This window comes from Vibrio sp. T11.5, assembly GCF_027587155.1.
Taxonomy (GTDB): Bacteria; Pseudomonadota; Gammaproteobacteria; order Enterobacterales; family Vibrionaceae; genus Vibrio; species Vibrio neptunius.
This window is the reverse complement of sequence record NZ_JAPPTP010000017.1, coordinates 1-19,573: the sequence shown is the minus strand read 5'-3', so window position 1 is coordinate 19,573 and position 19,573 is coordinate 1. Positions and strand designations below refer to the sequence as shown.

20 protein-coding genes and 1 pseudogene are annotated in these 19,573 nt (G+C 44.5%); 8 read left to right on the top strand and 13 right to left on the bottom strand.

Translation table 11 applies throughout. The features are described 5' to 3' along the window. The first annotated feature begins 18 nt into the window (after nt 1–18). On the top strand, nt 19–2,211 hold the full coding sequence (locus OH455_RS16270) for an AsmA family protein (protein ID WP_269982091.1): 2,193 nt from the start codon (nt 19–21) through the stop codon (nt 2,209–2,211). A 175-nt stretch (nt 2,212–2,386) separates the two neighbouring features. Here OH455_RS16270 and cobO read toward each other — a convergent pair whose 3' ends face one another. The 5 genes from cobO to folK form a co-directional block, all read right to left on the bottom strand. Continuing rightward, complete coding sequence (cobO, locus tag OH455_RS16265; RefSeq protein WP_045974993.1) at nt 2,387–2,992, bottom strand: cob(I)yrinic acid a,c-diamide adenosyltransferase; 606 nt, start codon at nt 2,990–2,992, stop codon at nt 2,387–2,389. A 72-nt stretch (nt 2,993–3,064) separates the two neighbouring features. Further along, a complete protein-coding gene (gene folM, locus OH455_RS16260; RefSeq protein ID WP_269982090.1) occupies nt 3,065–3,778 on the bottom strand; it encodes a dihydromonapterin reductase in 714 nt (237 codons plus the stop codon). After that, nucleotides 3,775–4,413, bottom strand: a complete 639-nt coding sequence (folE, locus tag OH455_RS16255; protein ID WP_045974991.1) for a GTP cyclohydrolase I FolE — start codon at nt 4,411–4,413, stop codon at nt 3,775–3,777. The genes folM and folE overlap by 4 nt, the downstream gene beginning before the upstream one ends. A gap of 2 nt (nt 4,414–4,415) precedes the next feature. Beyond that, nucleotides 4,416–4,787: a dihydroneopterin triphosphate 2'-epimerase gene (gene folX, locus OH455_RS16250; protein ID WP_206371160.1), complete on the bottom strand. Its 372-nt coding sequence runs from the start codon at nt 4,785–4,787 to the stop codon at nt 4,416–4,418. 89 nt (nt 4,788–4,876) lie between these two features. Continuing rightward, nucleotides 4,877–5,389, bottom strand: a complete 513-nt coding sequence (gene folK / locus OH455_RS16245; protein ID WP_269982089.1) for a 2-amino-4-hydroxy-6-hydroxymethyldihydropteridine diphosphokinase — start codon at nt 5,387–5,389, stop codon at nt 4,877–4,879. A 493-nt stretch (nt 5,390–5,882) separates the two neighbouring features. Between folK and OH455_RS16240 the strand changes: the two genes are divergently transcribed. Continuing rightward, complete coding sequence (locus OH455_RS16240) at nt 5,883–6,347, top strand: low molecular weight protein-tyrosine-phosphatase (protein ID WP_269982088.1); 465 nt, start codon at nt 5,883–5,885, stop codon at nt 6,345–6,347. 1 nt (nt 6,348) lies between these two features. Here OH455_RS16240 and OH455_RS16235 read toward each other — a convergent pair whose 3' ends face one another. The 3 genes from OH455_RS16235 to sodB all read right to left on the bottom strand — a co-directional run bounded on the left by OH455_RS16235 (nt 6,349) and on the right by sodB (nt 8,436). Next, complete coding sequence (locus tag OH455_RS16235) at nt 6,349–7,011, bottom strand: SDR family oxidoreductase (protein ID WP_206375341.1); 663 nt, start codon at nt 7,009–7,011, stop codon at nt 6,349–6,351. A gap of 198 nt (nt 7,012–7,209) precedes the next feature. Next, nucleotides 7,210–7,719: a VC2046/SO_2500 family protein gene (locus OH455_RS16230; RefSeq protein WP_269982087.1), complete on the bottom strand. Its 510-nt coding sequence runs from the start codon at nt 7,717–7,719 to the stop codon at nt 7,210–7,212. 132 nt (nt 7,720–7,851) lie between these two features. After that, entirely contained in the window at nt 7,852–8,436 is a 585-nt protein-coding gene (sodB, locus tag OH455_RS16225) for a superoxide dismutase [Fe] (protein WP_269982086.1), read from the bottom strand. A 254-nt stretch (nt 8,437–8,690) separates the two neighbouring features. Between sodB and OH455_RS16220 the strand changes: the two genes are divergently transcribed. After that, nucleotides 8,691–9,026: a Grx4 family monothiol glutaredoxin gene (locus OH455_RS16220; protein WP_045974984.1), complete on the top strand. Its 336-nt coding sequence runs from the start codon at nt 8,691–8,693 to the stop codon at nt 9,024–9,026. Nucleotides 9,027–9,119: 93 nt separating this feature from the next. Further along, complete coding sequence (locus OH455_RS16215) at nt 9,120–11,084, top strand: DNA topoisomerase III (protein WP_269982085.1); 1,965 nt, start codon at nt 9,120–9,122, stop codon at nt 11,082–11,084. Here OH455_RS16215 and OH455_RS16210 read toward each other — a convergent pair. Beyond that, a complete protein-coding gene (locus tag OH455_RS16210) occupies nt 11,081–11,248 on the bottom strand; it encodes a helix-turn-helix domain-containing protein (RefSeq protein ID WP_269982084.1) in 168 nt (55 codons plus the stop codon). The genes OH455_RS16215 and OH455_RS16210 overlap by 4 nt on opposite strands. Nucleotides 11,249–11,514: 266 nt before the next feature. Continuing rightward, entirely contained in the window at nt 11,515–12,195 is a 681-nt protein-coding gene (locus OH455_RS16205; protein WP_269982083.1) for an SDR family oxidoreductase, read from the bottom strand. Between the two features lie 258 nt (nt 12,196–12,453). Here OH455_RS16205 and OH455_RS16200 point away from each other — a divergent pair, with 258 nt between their 5' ends. From OH455_RS16200 to OH455_RS16190, 3 genes are all read left to right on the top strand, one after another. Next, nucleotides 12,454–13,380 carry a histone deacetylase family protein gene (locus OH455_RS16200; protein WP_206371169.1) on the top strand — a complete coding sequence of 309 codons (927 nt, stop codon included), beginning with the start codon at nt 12,454–12,456 and terminating at the stop codon, nt 13,378–13,380. Between the two features lie 9 nt (nt 13,381–13,389). Next, entirely contained in the window at nt 13,390–13,872 is a 483-nt protein-coding gene (locus OH455_RS16195; protein ID WP_269982082.1) for an NUDIX domain-containing protein, read from the top strand. 300 nt (nt 13,873–14,172) lie between these two features. Next, nucleotides 14,173–16,569, top strand: a complete 2,397-nt coding sequence (locus OH455_RS16190) for a phosphoethanolamine transferase (RefSeq protein WP_269982081.1) — start codon at nt 14,173–14,175, stop codon at nt 16,567–16,569. 312 nt (nt 16,570–16,881) lie between these two features. On the opposite strand, the gene OH455_RS16185 is transcribed toward OH455_RS16190, so the two are convergent. Together OH455_RS16185 and OH455_RS16180 are read right to left on the bottom strand one after the other, a co-directional pair. Further along, entirely contained in the window at nt 16,882–17,814 is a 933-nt protein-coding gene (locus OH455_RS16185) for a sodium-dependent bicarbonate transport family permease (RefSeq protein WP_045974978.1), read from the bottom strand. 3 nt (nt 17,815–17,817) lie between these two features. Then, complete coding sequence (locus tag OH455_RS16180; RefSeq protein ID WP_206375350.1) at nt 17,818–18,036, bottom strand: hypothetical protein; 219 nt, start codon at nt 18,034–18,036, stop codon at nt 17,818–17,820. A 117-nt stretch (nt 18,037–18,153) separates the two neighbouring features. Here OH455_RS16180 and OH455_RS16175 point away from each other — a divergent pair, with 117 nt between their 5' ends. Continuing rightward, complete coding sequence (locus OH455_RS16175; RefSeq protein ID WP_269982080.1) at nt 18,154–19,086, top strand: LysR family transcriptional regulator; 933 nt, start codon at nt 18,154–18,156, stop codon at nt 19,084–19,086. A 114-nt stretch (nt 19,087–19,200) separates the two neighbouring features. On the opposite strand, the pseudogene OH455_RS16170 reads toward OH455_RS16175, so the two are convergent. Continuing rightward, nucleotides 19,201–19,573 (bottom strand): annotated as a pseudogene (locus OH455_RS16170) (hypothetical protein); the annotation flags it as partial.

Sequence of the window (19,573 nt, the reverse complement as noted above, 5' to 3'; positions counted from 1 at the left end):
ATAGCAAGGACAATGCTGATGAAGAAACTATTGCTATATATAGCGATTCCTCTAGTAATCATTATCGGTGCACTATTGGCACTGGTGCTGTTGGTTAACCCAAACCAATTTAAACCCCTCATTGTTGAGCAGGCGCAAAAACAAACAGGCCTTGAGCTAATCATTGAAGGCGATATCAGCTGGCAATTCTACCCGTCTATCGGCTTTGAGCTAGGCAAAACAGAACTGCGTAATCCGCAAGGTTTTAGCCAGCCAAATATGTTTAAAGTTGACACGGTAGGCGTAGATGTTTCTGTTATGCCTTTACTCAGTCAACAACTTGAAATTGGCAATGTTACTCTCACGGGTGCTGAGTTTTACCTCGAAACACTCAAAGATGGTCGAAAGAACATTGATGTATTGACTCAGGCTCAAAATACGCAGGTGGAGGCCGCCGCAACGGCAACGGATACACCAAGCCCTGAAGCATCTGCGGAAAACGCTCCGTCAGAGTCAAGCCCAAGTCCTGTCTCTGCTTGGACGATTAATCTTGCAGGAGTCACCGTCTCCAATGCTGCGGTTGAAATCCAAGATAAACAGGCAGGCTCTTACACTAAGCTTTACGACGTATCGCTTAACTTGTCTGAGTTTGCTATCGACACTTGGACCAAAGCAGAATTTGCTGCCAAAGGCGAAAACAACCAGCAAAAATTCACGGCGCAAGGCAGTGCTGAATTTAAGCTAGCAAAAGGCTTTGCTGAGTATGCGTTGCGCAATATTGATCTCAATGCGAGCTTTAGTGATCCGGCAACCAAGATGGATTCAATCAAGCTTGGGTTAGAAACGTTTGAGTTTGATAAAGCAAACGCTTTGACTTACAGCGTTGCAGGTACAGCTGCTGGTTTCGACATCGATATGAAAGGTGCAGGTGCGCTGACGATAGACACCGCGATTTCTAAAGTGGTGATGAATAAGCTGACTTTGGATGCGACATTCAAAGGTGATGCACTGCCTCAATCGCCAATGAAAGTGGATATGGCCTCTGATTTGACGTTTGATCTGACGAAAAGCCACTTGAGCTTTGTGTTAGAGAAATTAACCGCCAATGCTCTGGCTTTTGATGGTAAAGCGGATGTAACGCTAGGTGATATTCCAAAAGTACGTTTTGCTCTGCACATTCCTAACATCGATTTGGATGAGTTTCTTGGTCTGAATAAGCCAGCAGAGAATGCTTCACAACCTGATACATCGGTTCCAGCAAATACAGACTCGACAAGATCTAATAGCGACCCTGTATCCACAAATAGTGCTGCTGCATCGTCAAGTACGCCACAAGCTGAAGTAGAACCTGATTTGTCAGCGTTGAAGACGTTGGACGTCAAAGGTGACATCACTATTGATAAGTTCAAAGCCAGCAACGCCAGAATGCAAAACGTCACAGCGAGCTTCTATGTCAATCGAGGGATTGCAGAGTTGACATCGTTCTCGTCAAACTTGTACCAAGGTTCAATTACTGCAACCGCTAAATTGGATGCACGTAAGAGCCCAGCGTCTTACACAGCGAAGAAGCAAATCAAAGGTGTTAAAGTTCTGCCACTACTCAAAGACGTGGCAAACAATGACATGCTGGAAGGTACGGGCAACATTGATGTTGACGTTAAAGGCAGCAGTCTGACCCCAACGGGTATTCAGAAAAACTTGGTCGGGACTGTAGGTATTAACTTCACCGATGGCGCCGTTAACGGTATCAACGTTGCACAATTGATTCGTGAAAACTACGCCAAAATAAAAGGCCAGAAAGTTGAGTCTAGCAATGAGACACAAAAGACGGACTTTAGTGCGATGAAGGCGACGCTGAAACTGAACAAGGGTAATGTCTCGACCAACGATTTAACGATGCAATCACCACTGTTGCGTATTCGTGGCAACGGTAGTGCCAATTACCTGAACCAAACCGTTGATTTCACCGTCAGTACTTCAATTGTCGGTTCTTTAGAGGGGCAGGGTGGCAAAGACATTGATGAGTTACGTGATGTGACGATTCCAATCAACATTTCTGGCTCTTGGCAGCAGCCTAAATTCAAGCTGGTTTTCGATGATGTTCTGAAGCAAAAAGCGCAGAAAGAAATTGATCGCGGTCTGAAGAAACTTGATGAGAAGCTGGGTGAGAAAATCAAAGATGAAAAGACCAAAGAAGTGATCAATGGTTTACTGAAAGGTTTGTTCAACTAATCGATTTGGATAACAGTTGAAAGCGCACCCGAGGGTGCGCTTTTTATTTGGTGTCCGTTTATAACGTTACCATAAATGCTTGCAGATTCACCGGACGAACGAGCCTAGGTTTAAGGGAGGGAAAATGGAAACGTTGTTCTATCACCTAGTCTTCATTTTTTAACACCGCAGATGATTACCAATCAACACCCTTAAGTGCCTTCACTCCGGACTCAAAGGCATGCTTAACGTTCTTCACTTCAGAGACAGTATCTGCCATTTCGATCAAAGTGCGATGTGCGCCACGACCAGTGATCACAACGGATTGCATTTTGGGTCGCTTGTTCAATGCTTCTACGACTTCGTCAAGCTCAACGTAACCGTAGCTGACCATATAAGTTAGTTCATCGAACAGAACCACATCGATAGATTCATCGGTCAGCATTCGTTTACACTCTTGCCAGACTTTTTGTGCGGCCTCAGTATCTGTGGTCTTATTCTGAGTTTCCCAAGTAAAACCCGTCGCCATCACTTGGAATTCAACCCCGAGCTTCTCTAGCAAATTACGCTCACCGTTGTCCCATGTCCCCTTAATAAACTGGGCGACGGAACACTTGAGGCCATGACCTACAGCACGGGCAATAGTACCAAATCCGGAAGTGGATTTACCTTTGCCGTTACCTGTGATGACCAGTAGCAAACCTTTTTCTTCCTGAGCAGCCGCTACTTTTGCGTCGATTTGCTCTTTTACTTTTTGCTGACGCGCTTTATGTCGTTCTTGCTTTGAATTTTGATCAGGCATGAATCATTCCCTAAGTGAGTTTAGCCTTATCATAACCAAAAAAAATGCTGCTAAATACCAGCAATCATTGTGTCATTTCAAATGTCTACCACCATCGAGATGGATATTCCTGCCAGTCATGTATTTGCTAGACATGATAAAACGAACGGCTTCTACTATCTCTTCAAAGCCTGCTTCTCTGGGGATGAGCGCTTTGGCGAGGGCCTTTCGTTTGTAGGCTTCATCATCATGCTGATTAAACTTGATCAGGGCTGGGGAAATGGTGTTCACCTTAATATTTGGCGCTAACATAGCTGAGAATGAAAGTGTTAGGTTATTGAGCGCAGCTTTGCTTGCAGCATAGGCTGCATGCTTTTTACTGCCTTTTTCAGCGACATAATCACTGATGTGGATAATGTCACTACTGTCTGGCCCCTGACTGAGTAAGCCTTGCAGTGCCAAGTTCATTTGATACGGGGCGCTGACATGAATCGCCATCATTTTTTGTAATATCTGAGCGTGATTACTAGAATCCGCTGGCTTATCAGGGTACCAGTCTGAAGCATTGTGGATAATGCACCTTAGCTGGGCGTATTCATTGTTGAGGTATTGAATAAAGGCATCGATGCTTTGTTGATGATAGAAGTCAACCTGATGTAAATCGGCCCCTTGCGCTTGCAAAGATTCGAGCTCAGGGTAGTCGGTACGATAAGTACCAACGACCCTGTACTCATTAGCAAGAAAATCTTGTGCTAGGGCTAACCCCAATCTTTTACCAACGCCCGTGATCACTACCGTTCCTTTCATCCTAAAAACTCCGCGCGGGTCTGTGGATTGGTTTTGAAAATACCGCCCAGTGCCGTAGTCGATGTTTCCGAGCTGGTGTCCATTACACCTCGAGACTTGACGCAGTAGTGCGTTGCTTTTATCGATACCGCAACATTTTCTGTTTCCGTCAGGGTCTGAATCGCGACTAAGACCTGCTGGGTGAGACGCTCTTGTACCTGTGGACGCTGTGCGAAGAAGCGTACGATACGATTGATTTTTGACAAACCTAAGATCTTGTTGTCTGGGATGTAGGCGACCTGAGCTAGGCCGTCGATAGTGATAAAGTGGTGCTCGCAGGTCGAGGTGAGGTTCACATCTGATACTTTGACCATCTCATCCACGGCCATTTTGTTTTCAATCACACTGATCTTAGGAAAGTTTTGGTAATCCAGACCAGAGAAAATCTCATGCACGTACATTTTTGCAATGCGGTGGGGGGTTTCAGACAAGCTGTCGTCAGTAAGGTCCAGCCCTAATGTACTGACTACTTCAGTAAGTAGGCCTCGAATACGATGGTACTTTTCATCTGGCGTCATGTCGGATGGAACGAGTGGCGTTTCCAACCCGCGTGCGATTAACGCTTGTTGTACTTTGTGCGCTTCTGGTGAAATCATGCTTACTCTCCTGCTTCTGCTTTGTAGTTCAAGGTAAGAGAAACAGAGTCTGCAAATCTCAAAGCATGAGGTTTGTCGATTTTTACTTGAGCATATGAGACCCAAGGGTGATCGACACAGATCCCAAGAACATCACTGGTCAATTTTTCCAGCAGTAAGAAACGGCCGTTTTCGACGTGGTGAATAATCCCTTTACAGATGGTCTTGTAATTCAAAGCGTTGTCAATATTGTCTTCTAAGCACAGTTTGTTAGCCGGGTAGTGGATTTCTGCGTTGATAATGATGTCTTGCTGCTTGGTTTTCTCTTCTTCGTTGAATCCGATATAGGTACGAAGTCTGAGGTTGGTGATTGTTATTATGGCATTGTGATTCATCTTAACTTCCCAATTTAGGATTACGGTAGTCTCTACGTAATAGTAGCTTGCTGAGATCAGTTTGCATTTGGAAAGGTGTAGATGTGAATCTAAGCACGCTTCAGTGATGATTTATGCCATATGTGTTCAGTCTTTGTTACCTGTTGAGTGTCTTTGTCGTACTCTCTCCAAAGTTGTGCATAGGTCTTTGTTGTGAGCGGATGGATACCATCAGGGATAATGTCTGCAAGCGGGCGAAGTACAAAGGCGTTTTCAGTAATTTCTCCTCGTGGGAGTTCTACGCCATCAATGATACCGACCAGATCATCGAAAGTAAGTATGTCGAGATCCAATGTTCTGGAAGCGAATTTCTCTCCAATTCGTATACGACCACTATCATCTTCAATCTGTCTGAGTATTTTTGCTAGTTCGCTTACGGATTGAGAGCACTCAAATCCTACGACTAAATTGAGGAAGTTTTCGCCCTTAAAACCCACAGGAACACAGTCGTAAAAGTTGGAAACGGTTAGAGGCGCGAAAAAGTGCTCAAGTGCGCTCAACGCTTGACTAACGTGAAACTCTCTGTCGATGTTGCTGCCAATACTGACGGTGACGTAATGCATGGTTGATGTCCTATCCGGTTTATGAGTCACAAAGTGGGTCGGTAAACTCGTTCATTTTCTTGCAAGTAGCAAACGTTCAATCACTGTGACAAAGTCGATTATATTTTATGTTCATCAGCTTGGTGAGAAAGCTTGATATTGTGACATTTAGCGTTTCGACTAGCATTGCCCGGTCGGGACCCACTCATGTATTTAAGACCAAGTCGTACACGATTTCTACATTTTGCTATCTCTCTTCTATGAGCGTCACAATCAATGCTGGTTCTTCAGTCGTTGCGACTTGAATTGCCCTTTGGTCTACGGAAGGTTGGGCTAAAAAGATCATCCATCGACTGACCGTCGAAGTGCGCAAAAACAGACGATGAGCTCTGACTTTGTGACAATGGTGTGGGTTACTTGAGGTGAAAATGCCTCGTCTAAGCCGAAGTTTGATAGTCGGTTTTAATGCTAAAATAATGTGCATGTTGGGCATGACAACTTTAGGAGTAACACTATGAATAATCGAAATAAACCATCAATACTTGTAGTGTGTATGGGGAACATTTGTCGTTCTCCAACCGGAGAAGCGATTCTGCGAGCGAAAGCAGAGCAAATGGGCGTAGATGTCGAAGTCGATTCGGCTGGTACGATTGGCTACCACCAAGGTAACCCTCCAGATCCCCGTTCGCAAGCTGCGGGGGAACAAAGAGGTTACTCATTTCAAGGGATTCGTTCTCGCCAAGTGGTCGATAACGATTTTGAGTATTTCGATCTGATTTTAGCAGCGGATAAAGACAACTTAGCCGATTTAAAAGCACAATGCCCTTTGCAACATCAAGGTAAGATCCGACTGTTTCTTAGTTTCGGCGAAGCCGTTGAAGAGGAAATCCCGGACCCCTATTACGGAGGAGACAAGGGATTTGAATTGGTGCTGGACTTGATCGAAGAAGCGTCAGAAAAGCTTCTTCGGTCCCTTTAGTTTAGGCGGCCATCACGCGGCCGCTGAAATAATCGTTTGAGACAATGTATTCTGTATTGCGGATCAGTTCATCGTGGATTTCAGCCCACTGTGTTTCTTCTTGTTCGTAGCAAGGGACCACACCACCGACGCGAATGTTAAACGGCGTTAGTTCTTTAGCCCAGCTCTGAGTAAAGCCGGCAACCATAGAGGTTGCGTTCTCAAACCCTGATAAATCATGGTAATTCGCGTGAGCAATCACATTTACAATCACACCATTTTTTTTGTCTTGACGCATTTTTTCTGCCGTAGCTTGGCCAAAGCTAAACAATGTTGCGGCCATTAGAGATAAATGCTGCGTAAAAACATCTCCGGCCCGCTCATCAAAGAGCTTGGGCATCGCCTGACTGGTCAACGCATTGATCAACACATTGGGTGATTGATGAACCGATTGATCAATAAATCTGAACAGTGAGTGGATAGAATCCATGGAATGATCCGGCAAAGCATATTGATAAATATCAGGGGAAATGGCTTTACAACGCACGAAGGTTTCGTTCAATTGCACTGCACTTTTGTCGCATAAAATGACGGTGGCACCTAGTGAAGCAAAGTGCGTAGCGAGTGTACTACCAAGCTGTGAGCCTGCCGAAGTGATTAAAATCACAGCACTTTTTATATCCATATAGAGAGCCTCCGTCCATAGCTGAAAAGGTTGTCCACATAGCATGGTAGATTAGTTGTTGCTTAAGTGTGAATAAGCTCAAATAACTTGTGCATATCTTGTGCTTAAGGTAAATAATTTGCGCTCATTCACATTTATAAGTGACAGGTTGAGTATTGAGTGGCGTAAGCCACAGAATTATGTGATCTCGCTAGATCTTTAAACTTGCGTTTGGATCTGGAAGGTGCGCTGAGCTTTGATCAACTGGTTGTAGAGATCGATTGGTATCAGCTCCTTAGCCTCTTTTTCGTCTAGTTGTCGGCGCTGATGCCCAGATAAATTATTGTAAATCTCTTCGGGAAGGTCGTGTGTATCCTCAGGCATGTAGGCCAAAACTTCTGGGTGAAGGTAGTGAGTGAGTTTGGCGCTCGGCAATCCTGCGCGATGAAACATATCGGCTTGCATCGCTGAAATTGGGTAGGAGCTTTGGTCAGAACGAATTTGCTGGGGAGGCTGTATTTCGAAGCGACGCCGCAACGCTTCTTCTGTCATGTCTTGTTCATTTACTTTCTCGATAGGTGTGTTATCACGAACGTCGTCAGAAAACATCGACAGAATCAAGGCGAAGTCGGCGCGACGTCCTTCATGAACAGCATGGTTAATCCCCTTGCCGAACTGAAGTTCGTTAATAATGCCTGCTTTGTCTAGAGTGTGAATCTGAGTTTGCATGTTACCTCGCTTGATGACTATGTAGCGGCAATATCGAGGTGAACTTTAGGGGAAATAACTGACTAGAAAAGAAAAAAGCCAGCGAAGTGCTGGCTTTTTAAGCGACTAAACTTATCATCCTATAGGGAAGGATTATTTAGCTAGGTTATCTGCTACGAAGTCCCAGTTAACTAGTGCCCAGAAACCATTCATGTAGTCTGGACGAACGTTACGGTAATCGATGTAGTAAGCGTGTTCCCACAGGTCAACAGTAAGAAGTGGCGTTGTACCTTCTTCTGTTAGAGGTGTCGCTGCGTTAGACGTGTTTACGATCTCTAGAGAGCCATCAGCTTTCTTAACTAACCAAGTCCAAGAAGAACCGAAGTTGTTGATAGCAGAGTCTGTGAATTTTGCTTTGAACTCTTCGAAAGAACCGAATGCAGCATTGATTGCGTCTGCAACAGCACCTGTTGGCTCACCACCTGCATTTGGCGCTAGACAGTGCCAGTAGAACGTGTGGTTCCAGATCTGTGCAGCGTTGTTGAATACACCGCCAGTAGAAGTTTTGATGATGTCTTCTAGTGATTTACCTTCGAACTCTGTGCCTGGGATAAGACCGTTCAACTTTACGACGTAAGTGTTGTGGTGTTTACCGTGGTGGAAATCTAGAGTCTCTGCTGAGATATGTGGTTCTAGCGCGTCTTTTGCGTAAGGAAGAGCTGGTAGTTCAAATGCCATTGCTCGATTCTCCATTGATATGAAAGAGTTAAACTCTCTCGATTGCTTCCAGTGTTATTTATTATTCATGGCTCGCCAAAAGCCAACCATGTAATTTTGCTGACTTGGGTATAGTCTAACAAGTTTTTACTTTAATAAAAGCGCCTCGACAAATTTCTTTCTTCTATAAAACCGCAGATATTATAGGCTTTTTATTCTCAGCCAATGGTTTAAAATGGGCGAATCACTGGCAGTCACTCCATGAAGAGGAAGTAATGGAAACCATCGACAAAATCAAACAACAAATCGAAGAGAACGCTATCCTTCTTTACATGAAAGGTTCTCCAAAGCTACCTAGCTGCGGCTTCTCATCTCAGGCATCACAAGCACTAATGGCGTGTGGTGAAAAGTTCGCTTACGTAGATATTCTACAAAACCCAGATATCCGTGCTGAGCTACCTGCCTACGCACAATGGCCGACATTCCCACAGCTTTGGGTTGAAGGTGAGCTGATTGGTGGTTGTGACATCATTATTGAGATGTTCCAGAAAGGTGAACTTCAGCCTCTTATCAAAGAAGCAGCCGAGCGCGCTGGTACGGATGAAGAATAACTGAAAACCACTGTCTAAATTTACAGTTTTTCTTGATTTTTAAGGGCCACATTCGATAATGTGGCCCTTATTGTATCTGCCTGATTAAGTTTTATGTCACGTCTGTTTATTGCTGAAAAACCGAGCTTGGGTCGAGCTATCGCTGCGGCCCTGCCTAGTCCGCAGAAGAAAGATCAAGGCTTTATTCGTTGTGGAAATGGCGACGTGGTGACCTGGTGTATTGGCCACTTGCTAGAGCAGGTAGAGCCAGACGCCTACGATGACAGATACAAAAAATGGAATCTGGCTGATTTGCCAATCGTTCCTGAGCACTGGCAATTACGTCCTCGCAAGTCGGCTTCTAAACAACTGACAGTAGTTAAGAAACTACTCAAAGAGGCGTCTGAAATCGTTCATGCTGGCGATCCGGATCGTGAAGGTCAGTTGTTGGTGGATGAAGTGTTGGATTACTGCAAAGTCAGTAAGACGAAAAAAGAAGCCACGCAACGCTTATTGATTAGCGACCTCAACTTACCAGCAGTTAAGCGCGCGCTAAATCAGATGCGCAGTAACCGCGAGTTTATTCCTCTTTCGGTCTCCGCTCTTGCTCGCTCCCGAGCTGACTGGCTGTATGGGATGAATATGTCCCGCGCTTATACGCTACTGGGGCAAAAAGCGGGCTATCAGGGGGTGTTGTCAGTCGGCAGAGTTCAGACGCCCGTGCTTGGGTTGGTGGTTCGTCGTGATGAAGAGATCGAGAACTTCGTTCCTCGTGACTATTTTACCTTGCATGCCCTGATCCCCTATCAGGATGGCAATAGTGCGTTTGATATCCGTGCTCGCTGGAAACCGAGTGAAGCATGTAAGCCTTGGCAAGATGAAGAGGGGCGGGTTCTCAATCGTAAACTGGTCGAGAATGTTGCCAATCGCATTACGAATCAGCCTGCCAAGGTGGTCGAGTCGGAGCAAAAACAAACTAAGCAATCGGCTCCTTTGCCTTATTCTCTTTCTGCGTTACAGATTGACGCTGCCAAGCGTTTTGGTATGAGTGCTCAACAGGTCTTAGATACCTGTCAATCTTTGTATGAAAAGCACAAGCTCATTACTTACCCTAGGTCGGACTGCCGATACCTGCCGCTGGAACATTATGGACAAGCCAACAGTGTCTGTGATGCGATATCGAATAACTGTAACGAGCTAGGTCAGGCGGTTCATGGTGCCAATTTAAGCCTCAAATCCAAAGCATGGAATGATAAAAAAGTGGACGCGCACCACGCGATCATTCCCACACCTAAAAAGGCTTCCGTTAATGCGCTGTCAGGTAATGAGATGAAAATCTATCAGCAAATTGCTCGCCAGTATCTAATGCAGTTTTATCCAGCTGCGGTTTATGCAGAGGCGAAGCTGGTGTTTGACATTGCTGGCGGGACTTTTATTGCCAAAGGTCGCCAGCTTGTATCGGCTGGTTGGAAAGCGTTAATGGGAAAAGTGGACGATGACGACACAGGCGTTGACGCGGTTCCCCCGCTTGATGAAGGCACAGTGCTGACTTGTCGCGAAGGCGAGATTAAAGACCGTAAAACTGAGCCGCCCAAGCACTTTACTGAAGCGACGTTACTCCAAGCGATGACAGGCATTGCCCGTTTTGTTGAAGACAAAGAGCTGAAAAAAATCCTCAAAGAAACCGATGGCCTAGGTACCGAAGCGACTCGCGCAGGGATTTTGGATACGCTGTTTAAGCGTCAACTGCTGCAACGACAGGGCAAAACAATCCTCAGTTCACCAGCGGGAAGAGGGCTAGTGCATGCATTGCCTTCCGAGTCCACTTATCCCGATATGACGGCACATTGGGAACATCAGCTTCAAGGAATGGCTGAACGTAATCAAGCCTACAGCCCATTTATGCAGGCATTGCAAACGCGTATTGACGGTTTAATGCAGCAAGTCAAAGGCGGCGAAGTGCCTGAGTCGCTACGTCATCTTCCTAAGGTGGAACGACCAGCCTTTAAGCGTAAGCGGAGAAGCAGTGCGAAAGCTGGTGGCCAGAAACGTGCGACCACGCGTCGTAAGAGCAGTTAATGCTTGTTGCCGATAGTTCGTTGATACTTTCTTGGTGTGACGCCAAACTTTTCTCTAAAGCGCTGACGGAAGCGCTCCTCCGACTGATAACCGCACATTTGCGCTAACTGGTAGCCATCATATGGATGTTTTTGCATCAATTGCAATGCATGGCTAAGGCGCACCTACGCCAGTAATTGCCGATACTGACTACCTTCCAGTTTAAGCTTTCGGATCAGCGTTGCCCGGCTCATACCAAAATGATCAGCAACTCCTTCAAGAGAATGATCGTCTGCTGAAGCGATGGAAAGGTACTGGGTGATAGTTTGTGTCAGTGATGCTTGGGCTGATTTAGTGTCAGTTTAACGAGCTCAATCTGAATTGTTGGGCCTTAAAGTATCACATTCAATCTAATGTTAGTGAAAAGTGATACTTTTTGTTGATTTAGATATTACCAAGGAAGTGCGCTGCCATCATAGTTGATAAATTTACCAGAGCGGCTGATATCGGCGCTCTCGATCACTTCAACCAGTCCCGCGGCAGAGGTTTGCGTATCAATTAACGCGTTTGGTCCGCCCATTTCTGTTTGTACCCAACCTGGGTGAAGCGCTAAAACGGTGAAACCTTGACTGGAAAGGTCGTTACTCAGGCTTTTCACTACCGAGTTAAGCGCGGCTTTGGATGAGCGATAAATATAACCACCACCCGACGTATTTTCCGTCATGCTACCCACTTTAGAAGAGAGGCAGGCGATCTTTTTGAGCTGACCTCTTTGTAGATTGGGGAAAAGTGCTTCAACGAGTTTGAGTGGCGCGATGGTGTTAATTTCAAGTACTTTGCGCCACTCGTCGATATCGGTATGACCAAAGCTGTACCCTTTTGGCCCGTAATAGCCGGCATTATTGATCAGTACATCAAGTGCTGGTAGAGCGTTGGCGAACTCACTCAGACCTTGACAATCCGTCACGTCGAACAGATGACACGTCAGGTTGTCACCTTCCAGCTCAAGGAGCTCCTGCGAGCTTTTCTCTGAGCGATAGGTTGCGTGAACCTGCCAGCCTTGAGCAAGATAGTTTTTGACTAAGCTCAGCCCGATACCACGGTTAGCTCCGGTGATTAGAACAGTTTTCATGGAGAACTCCTGTAAAAGTATTTAGGCTATTTTGCTAAGCGGTCAACGTAAAATCAACCAGCCACCATGCAGAGAACAGTATCAGTGAAAACAAAGATATAGCGCCTACTGAACCGACGATGACTCCTAGCAGTACAAACAGTTTCAGACGATGCAAAATCTCAAACCACTTAAATGAAAATTATTATCATTTAAGGTGATTTGAAACCATGATGCAACTTGTTACCATACTAAAAACTCAAATATCGACGGATATCAATGATTCCACTGATTTATCACTCCATCTACTCAGAGCTGCCGTTACCTCAAGGTCACCGATACCCGATCCATAAGTACCGACTGTTATTCAATGAAATCGAAAAAGTGCGTTTTCGTGACGAGCAGTGGCGAACATTTTTTCACTATTGTAAGCCCCAAGCGTTGACCCCTGATGAAGTGATTAAAACGCATTGTAAGCAATACGTGTCTGAACTGTTTTCTGGCCACTTGCCTGCAGCTCGGATGCGACGTATTGGTTTTCCGTGGAGTGAGTGCCTTATTGAACGTACGTTGACCTCGGCAGGTGGAACTTGCCTGACGGCTGAAAAAGCGATTGAATATGGTGTGGCTATCCACCTAAGTGGCGGATATCACCATGCGCATTATGATTTTGGCAGTGGTTTTTGTTTACTCAATGATTTGGTTTTGGCGGCGAAACGAGCATTAACCTATGAAAGTATCGACAAAGTGCTGATTGTTGATAGTGACGTTCACCATGGTGATGGAACAGCGACATTATGTGCCGATCACGATGACATAGTAACGCTCTCTTTTCATTGTGATAAAAACTTTCCTGCTCGCAAACCAGACTCAGATATGGATGTGGCTTTACCCCGTGAAACCTGTGATGAAGAGTTTCTTAGCTCGTTTGTCTCAGTTGTCGAAATGGCGATCAATCTGCATCAACCGGATTTGATCCTTTATGATGCGGGCGTGGACATCCATCAAGACGACGAGCTGGGTTACTTCAATGTTTCTACTCAAGCTATTTACCAAAGAGACGTTGCCATGTTTGAGCTGGCAAAGACAAACTCACTTCCGATAGGTTGTGTTGTTGGAGGCGGTTATCGAACGGATCACAGTGAATTGGTACCGATCCACATGCAGTTACTTAATGCGGCCTTTCAGGTCTATGGCAATCAATAAAGGTTTACAATGGAACAGAGAATTCGGGCGGCAGGTATACTCATCGACAATGACGCGATACTGCTTTTGAAAGTCAGAGACTTTACAGGAGAGTATTGGATCCCACCGGGTGGTGGCATGGAAGAGGGCGACAGAAGCTCAAAAGATTGTGTCGTGAGAGAATTTAAAGAAGAGTCTGGGCTAGATATTGAAGCCGGAGAACTGATTTGTGTACGTGAGTTTCTTGAAACACACAGAAACCGTTATCACTCCGAATTCTTCTATCATGTCTCACGCTATCATGGCGAGCCTCATATCGAGAACCTTGCAGGGCTTAACGATGAAGAATACATCCAGTCTGTGCAATGGGTGCCATTATCTGAACTGAACGACAAACGTATGTATCCGAAAGAGCTTAAAGATAAAGTACTGGAACTGATTAAGACCAAGAGTTTTTCTACTCATCTTGGTAGTTACGCGCAAGGCGATCAGGAAGAACTCAATCAGCTATAGATTGGGTGGTATTGTGTGGATGGTAGCAGGTGTCCTGAAAGCCTTAGCCCTTCGGATAGGGCTTTGAAGGCTGGCTTGCATGAAAACCATGATGCTTATCATCTGCTTTGTCGATGGAATAAAAGATGTCAATAAGGTCAACCAACTAGGAGTATTAAAAGAGCATATTGAGTTTAAAGTTTGGTCACGCGTGTATTCACAAGTTAGTGTAAGCCATTATTGACTACAATTGCTGATGTACCCCATGGGTGAAATTGCTCCAATACTTAAAACGCCAAGAAAATAACGGGATGTATGGATATGTCTCTTTCAAGCTTTATCTCACGCTTGCCACAATTGTTATTCTTGATCTTGTTTACTGCGTTGCTAGTCACAAATGTACGCTACGTCAATTCTGCCTCTTTATTCATGCAAGGCCTTGTTGCTTGCAGTGGCGTTTTATGGCTTGCTTGCTGCTTGCTTTACTCATGTAAACTTAAGTTGTTGTTCATTACTTTCCTGCTCAACCTGCTTAGTGTATCCGCTTATAAAGAGCTACTTGCTGTCAAACTCGAACTCAGCTCCTTTGTGATCATCAGTAATACTTGGTTGTTGCTGTATCTATCTAGCCAATCAGAATATGGGTTGCTTCGAATAGCTAGTAGAGTGCTTGTTACGATATTTGTAATTAGCTCAGTTGTGATTCTACTGACAGGTCTTTACTACGGCAGTTTGGATAAGGAATTCGTTTTTGCTCTGCTTCAAACGAACACTCAAGAAGCATCGGAATTTCTTGGTTATATAGCAGAGCCCAAAGCATTCATTATACTTGCAATAAGTGTTGTGCTGACAGGGTTCTGGTTGCGCTATTCAGTCAATAAGAAACGAGCCAACTCGCCATTGTTTGCACTGGTACTCATTCCTTTGAGTTTCTTTTCACTCTTGCAACCAAATACGTTCAAAGGCTTTAGCAATGTCCTGAGTCATATCGAGCAGTATTACTTTGAGCTTGAACAACTTCGCGCCGTTATTGATAAACGAAAATCTTCAGCATCCAAATATAGCGTTACTACAAGTAGTGAGAATAGTCTGCATCTATTGGTTATTGGTGAATCGCTTTCTAGATTTCATATGTTTAATTATGGCTATCGTAGAGAAACGACACCATGGATAGCACAATCACAGCCTATTCAATTGCAGTATGCGTATTCTAATCACACCCATACCATGGAGGTACTAACCCTAGCTCTTACTCAGAGTAATCAATATAACCAACTCGATTACTTTGCCAGTGCATCGCTTATTGATGTGCTTAATCAAGTAGGGTTTCAAACGGCTTGGATCAGCAATCAAATGTCAGCTGGTGAATGGGACAACCACGTATCCGCACTTGCTTTTGAAAGTGACTATGTTCGGTTTATTAATACCAATGTTGGTAGATCCGACTTTAGCCGAAAGCAGGACGATGCCTTGATAGATGAACTGCGAGGTTATCTAGCGACGCAAGACCTCAATAAAAACCATTTCATCGTTCTGCATATGATGGGAAGTCATATTGCATATTGTGACCGAATAAAAGGGCAAGCACGTTCTCTTCCACCAGCTCCTAATTATTTATACAAGGGCAAACAAAACGACTGCTATGATGAAACGGTAGCATTTGCCGACCGGATCCTGTCTCAGGTTTATGAATTGGTTTCCAATACACCTCACTTCTCCTCAATGACCTTTTTCTCCGACCATGGAGAAGAAGTATTTGAAAAGTTAGGTCACGATTCTCGACGGTTTAAAGAGACAATGGCTGAAATCCCTTTTCTGGTTTGGAGCAAAGAGCCAAGGCCTAACCTTGAAAGCAATCAAGATAAAGTCTTTACTAATGACCTATTGTTTGACTATCTACTTGGTATCACCAAAATCAATAGCGATCTAAAAGCAGAACACCTCGATATAGGGTCAGACCGCTACTCCTTGCCGCTCCACCAAGCGAAAACTCTGCATGCCAGCCTGCCAATCTCGAGCTTATCACGGCATAAAACCAAGGTTAATCTTAACAAAAATAAAAACTTGATGGCGCATCGAGTCAATACTATTGGGGCGATGGACGACGCCAAACATCAAGGCTTTCAACGTATAGAATTAGATTTAATTATTAGTGATGGAATCATGCAAGTTGGGCATGATCATGAAACCTTAACTGGTCAGAGTCTAGAAGCGTATTTAGCGTATGAAAGTCGATATTTTGAAGCGCTCTGGTTTGACATCAAGAATATTAATGAGCAGAACCTCTCTTTCGTACTTGAGACTCTGGAAAACCTTGATAGCCGATATCAGCTTAAAAGAAGAACTCTGATCGAAACCTCTTCGATTTCTCCTAGGATCTCAGAGCTTAGTGAAAAGGGGTGGAAAACCAGTTATTACCTACCAACCTCATTACCTCAGAGACTAACTAGCCAAGAGCAGACCCTAGCTTATGTGAGCCAACTTCAAGACCAACTAAAGTCTCAGCAGATGCGATCCTTGAGCTATGATATATCTCTGTTTGAGTTTGTAGACAAGTATTTGCTTGATAGCATCATTAAACCGTTGGGGCTTAAGATGAATACTTGGACCCCCCTTAAGGCCAAGGACAGCGCTTTATTGAAAAAGCTCGAAAAGCTTGGAGCAAACCAAGGGTTTGAGAATGTGATCGTCATTCATACTACCCGGTTTCGACTTTAACCGATATTTAATAGGCTCCTATCCGAGGGCGAATACACTTACAGATTCGATTGCAGGAAATTAGGAAATTAAGGACATACACCTAAAGAACTGCCGCATTCTTCTATCTCACTTCCCGCTATCATGGCGATCAGGAAGAACTCAATCAGCTATAGATTGGGTGGTATTGTGTGGATGATAGTAGGTGGCCTGAAACCCTTCGAACATACAGCCCGACCAAGCGGCGCGCAAAGTTTTAGATTTACCGCCGTCTTGGTCTATTGAAACAGGGTGATGAAAACCCTCATCACCTCAGGTTAAAGCACGCACAAATTAGCTGCCCAAGTGCTGTCCAACGGCAATAAAGAAAGGGACATTAAACAAAACGTTGAAAGGGAAAGTGATCCCAAGTGACGCGGTAATCGACATGCCCGAGTTCGCTTCCGGTAAACTCTCTTTCATCGCTGCTGGTACGGCGATATAAGAAGCACTGGCTCCCAATACTGCCATTAGGGTAATGCCTCCGGCACTTAATTGTAGTGCTAGGCCAAGGGCTGTACCTGCGATACCTCCGAGCATTGGCATCAAAACCGCAAAGCTGATTAAAAACAGGCTATTTTTTTTCAACGCAGTTAACTGTTTGCCAGCCGTTAGGCCCATTTTCAACAGGAACAAAGCTAATACACCAGAGAACAGTTCTATAAACAATGGAGAGAGTTTGTGTACACTTTCCCCTCCAATATAGCCGATGATTAAGCTACCCATCATAAGAAGAATACTTGGGTTAGCGATTAGTTCCTTGCGGATAAAGGTCGTGTTGATATGCCTCAGGCTTCCTTTTGCTAATAAAAGACCGACCAGAATGGCGGGCATTTCGAGTAAAACGACAAAAAGTGGGAAGTAAGCTTCATAACTGATGTTTCCTGCCTCTAGTAAGGCGACTGCGACGGCATAGGTTGCGACACTTACAGAACCGTAATGGGCTGCAATCGCACCAGCATTGATGTTATCCAACTGACCGAAAAACCTAAGTATTGGATAAGCCACTAATGGAATAGTAAGGCCAAATGCCACTACCGCCACTGACATAGTGAGAAGGTCGGGGTCAAGATGCTTTTGCAGCGCTATGCCTCCCTTGAGACCAATGGCGATCATTAAAACCAGACTGAGCGCTTTATACAGATTTTCGGGGAATGGGATCTTAGCTCCCACCAATTGAATGACGATACCGAGAATGAAAAATGCAACGACCGCATCTATGACCATAATTTATTTGCCCTTGCTCAAGTACGGCACAGCTACTGTGTGAGTACTGAACCCCATTTTACGTATACAAGATATGACTGCGTTCAACGAGGTGAACCCCATCAGTGCTACGGCGATAGCGACGAAGCCAGATGGCTTATAACCTATTGATACACCGTAAAAATAAAACATAGTCAACATAACAATAGTGATCGCTGACAGGGCCATATTTCGATAATTCATAACAGTCTCCTTAAATTTTCAGAGCATGTTACTTTTAAACTTTAATAGATTAAAATAGATAATATTAATGAAAATAATCTACTTTTATCTATATTGTCAGTTGTTGTCGGAGGGATTATGGCGTCCAGGCTACACGCATATATCGGAACGTTTCGTCAGTTGGAAATTTTGCTCGCAGTTTATGAAGGGGGCAGCATAAAATCGGCAACAGAGACGCTGTTTTTAACTCAGCCGACGGTTTCTATGCAGCTAAAAAAGCTAACAGAAGCGATCGGTTTGCCACTTTATCAACAGGTAGGCAAAAAAATGAAGTTTACCGATGCTGGTCTGGCAACGGTAGAAACGGCAAAAAAAATACTACACAGTTGCGAAGAATTGGACATGCTTCTTTCCAGTTTGAGGGGACTGGAATCAGGAACCCTGAGGTTGGCTGTTACCACGACGGCCAAGTATTTCACACCGCACCTACTGGGGCCATTTCGTGAGCGCTATCCGGGGATAGATATTCAGCTCACGATAGCCAACAGGCAGCAAGTTATTGATCGTTTTGAAAATGGAGTCGATGACTTTTACGTGTTTAGCCATTTACCAGACAGCCAGGAGCTTGAAAAGATAGAATTCATGTCAAACGATCTCGTTGCGATCGCAGAAGCCAGTCATCCTTTTGCCCAAAAAAAGAACGTTTCGCTGCAAGAATTCTGTGAGGAGGATTTTCTCATTCGTGAGGTTGGCTCAGGGACAAGATATGCAACAGAAGCATTCTTTAAAGACCACCCGTATCAGCCCAACATTAAAATGACTATAGCCAGTAACGAAGCCATCATTCACTCGGTCTTATCGCGACTGGGTGTTTCGATTCTGTCGGCACATACTTTGGCTTTTGGTAACGTCTACAATGTAAAAGTGGTTAACGTGGAATCCTTACCCATTAAAACTAAATGGTCGTTTTACTGGGCGAAAAATACACCTTTATCACCACTCGCTAAAGTTTTCCTCAACTATGTAGAGACTGAAGGCAGAGAGATAATGCAGAAAGTCAGTCAGCTTTAAACTGTTACAAAGCTGATAAATTAATTCAATTAAGGTTCCGGCTTTGTGATTCACCAACAATCGCTGAACCCCCAGTACGCACACAGGCTCCCTGTTTAGGGAACCTGTGAAAATTTACTCTTCCTCGACAATGGTAATAAAGGAGGCTAGGAGTTTCACTATTTGAGCTTGCTCTTCATGCGAAGCGGCATAACTTAAGAAGTAAAAGTTTTGTTTAAGGTTGTAAAGGTCTCTTGCTTTCTCATCATCACCGTAATCCATTTCGATCATTGGGAACATATGCCATTGAACAAGGTTGTTTTTATATCGGATGCCTGCAATGTAGAATTGATAGTTAAGCAGAGAGTGAAATGGCAACACTCGCTGCCTAGGTCTATTGACCACTCCGGCCATTTTAAACGACAATAACAGCCCGGCGCCGGCACCAACAAACATCATCGGCCCTACCAGCACCACCCCAATAATCGAAATAGCTACGCCCACGTAA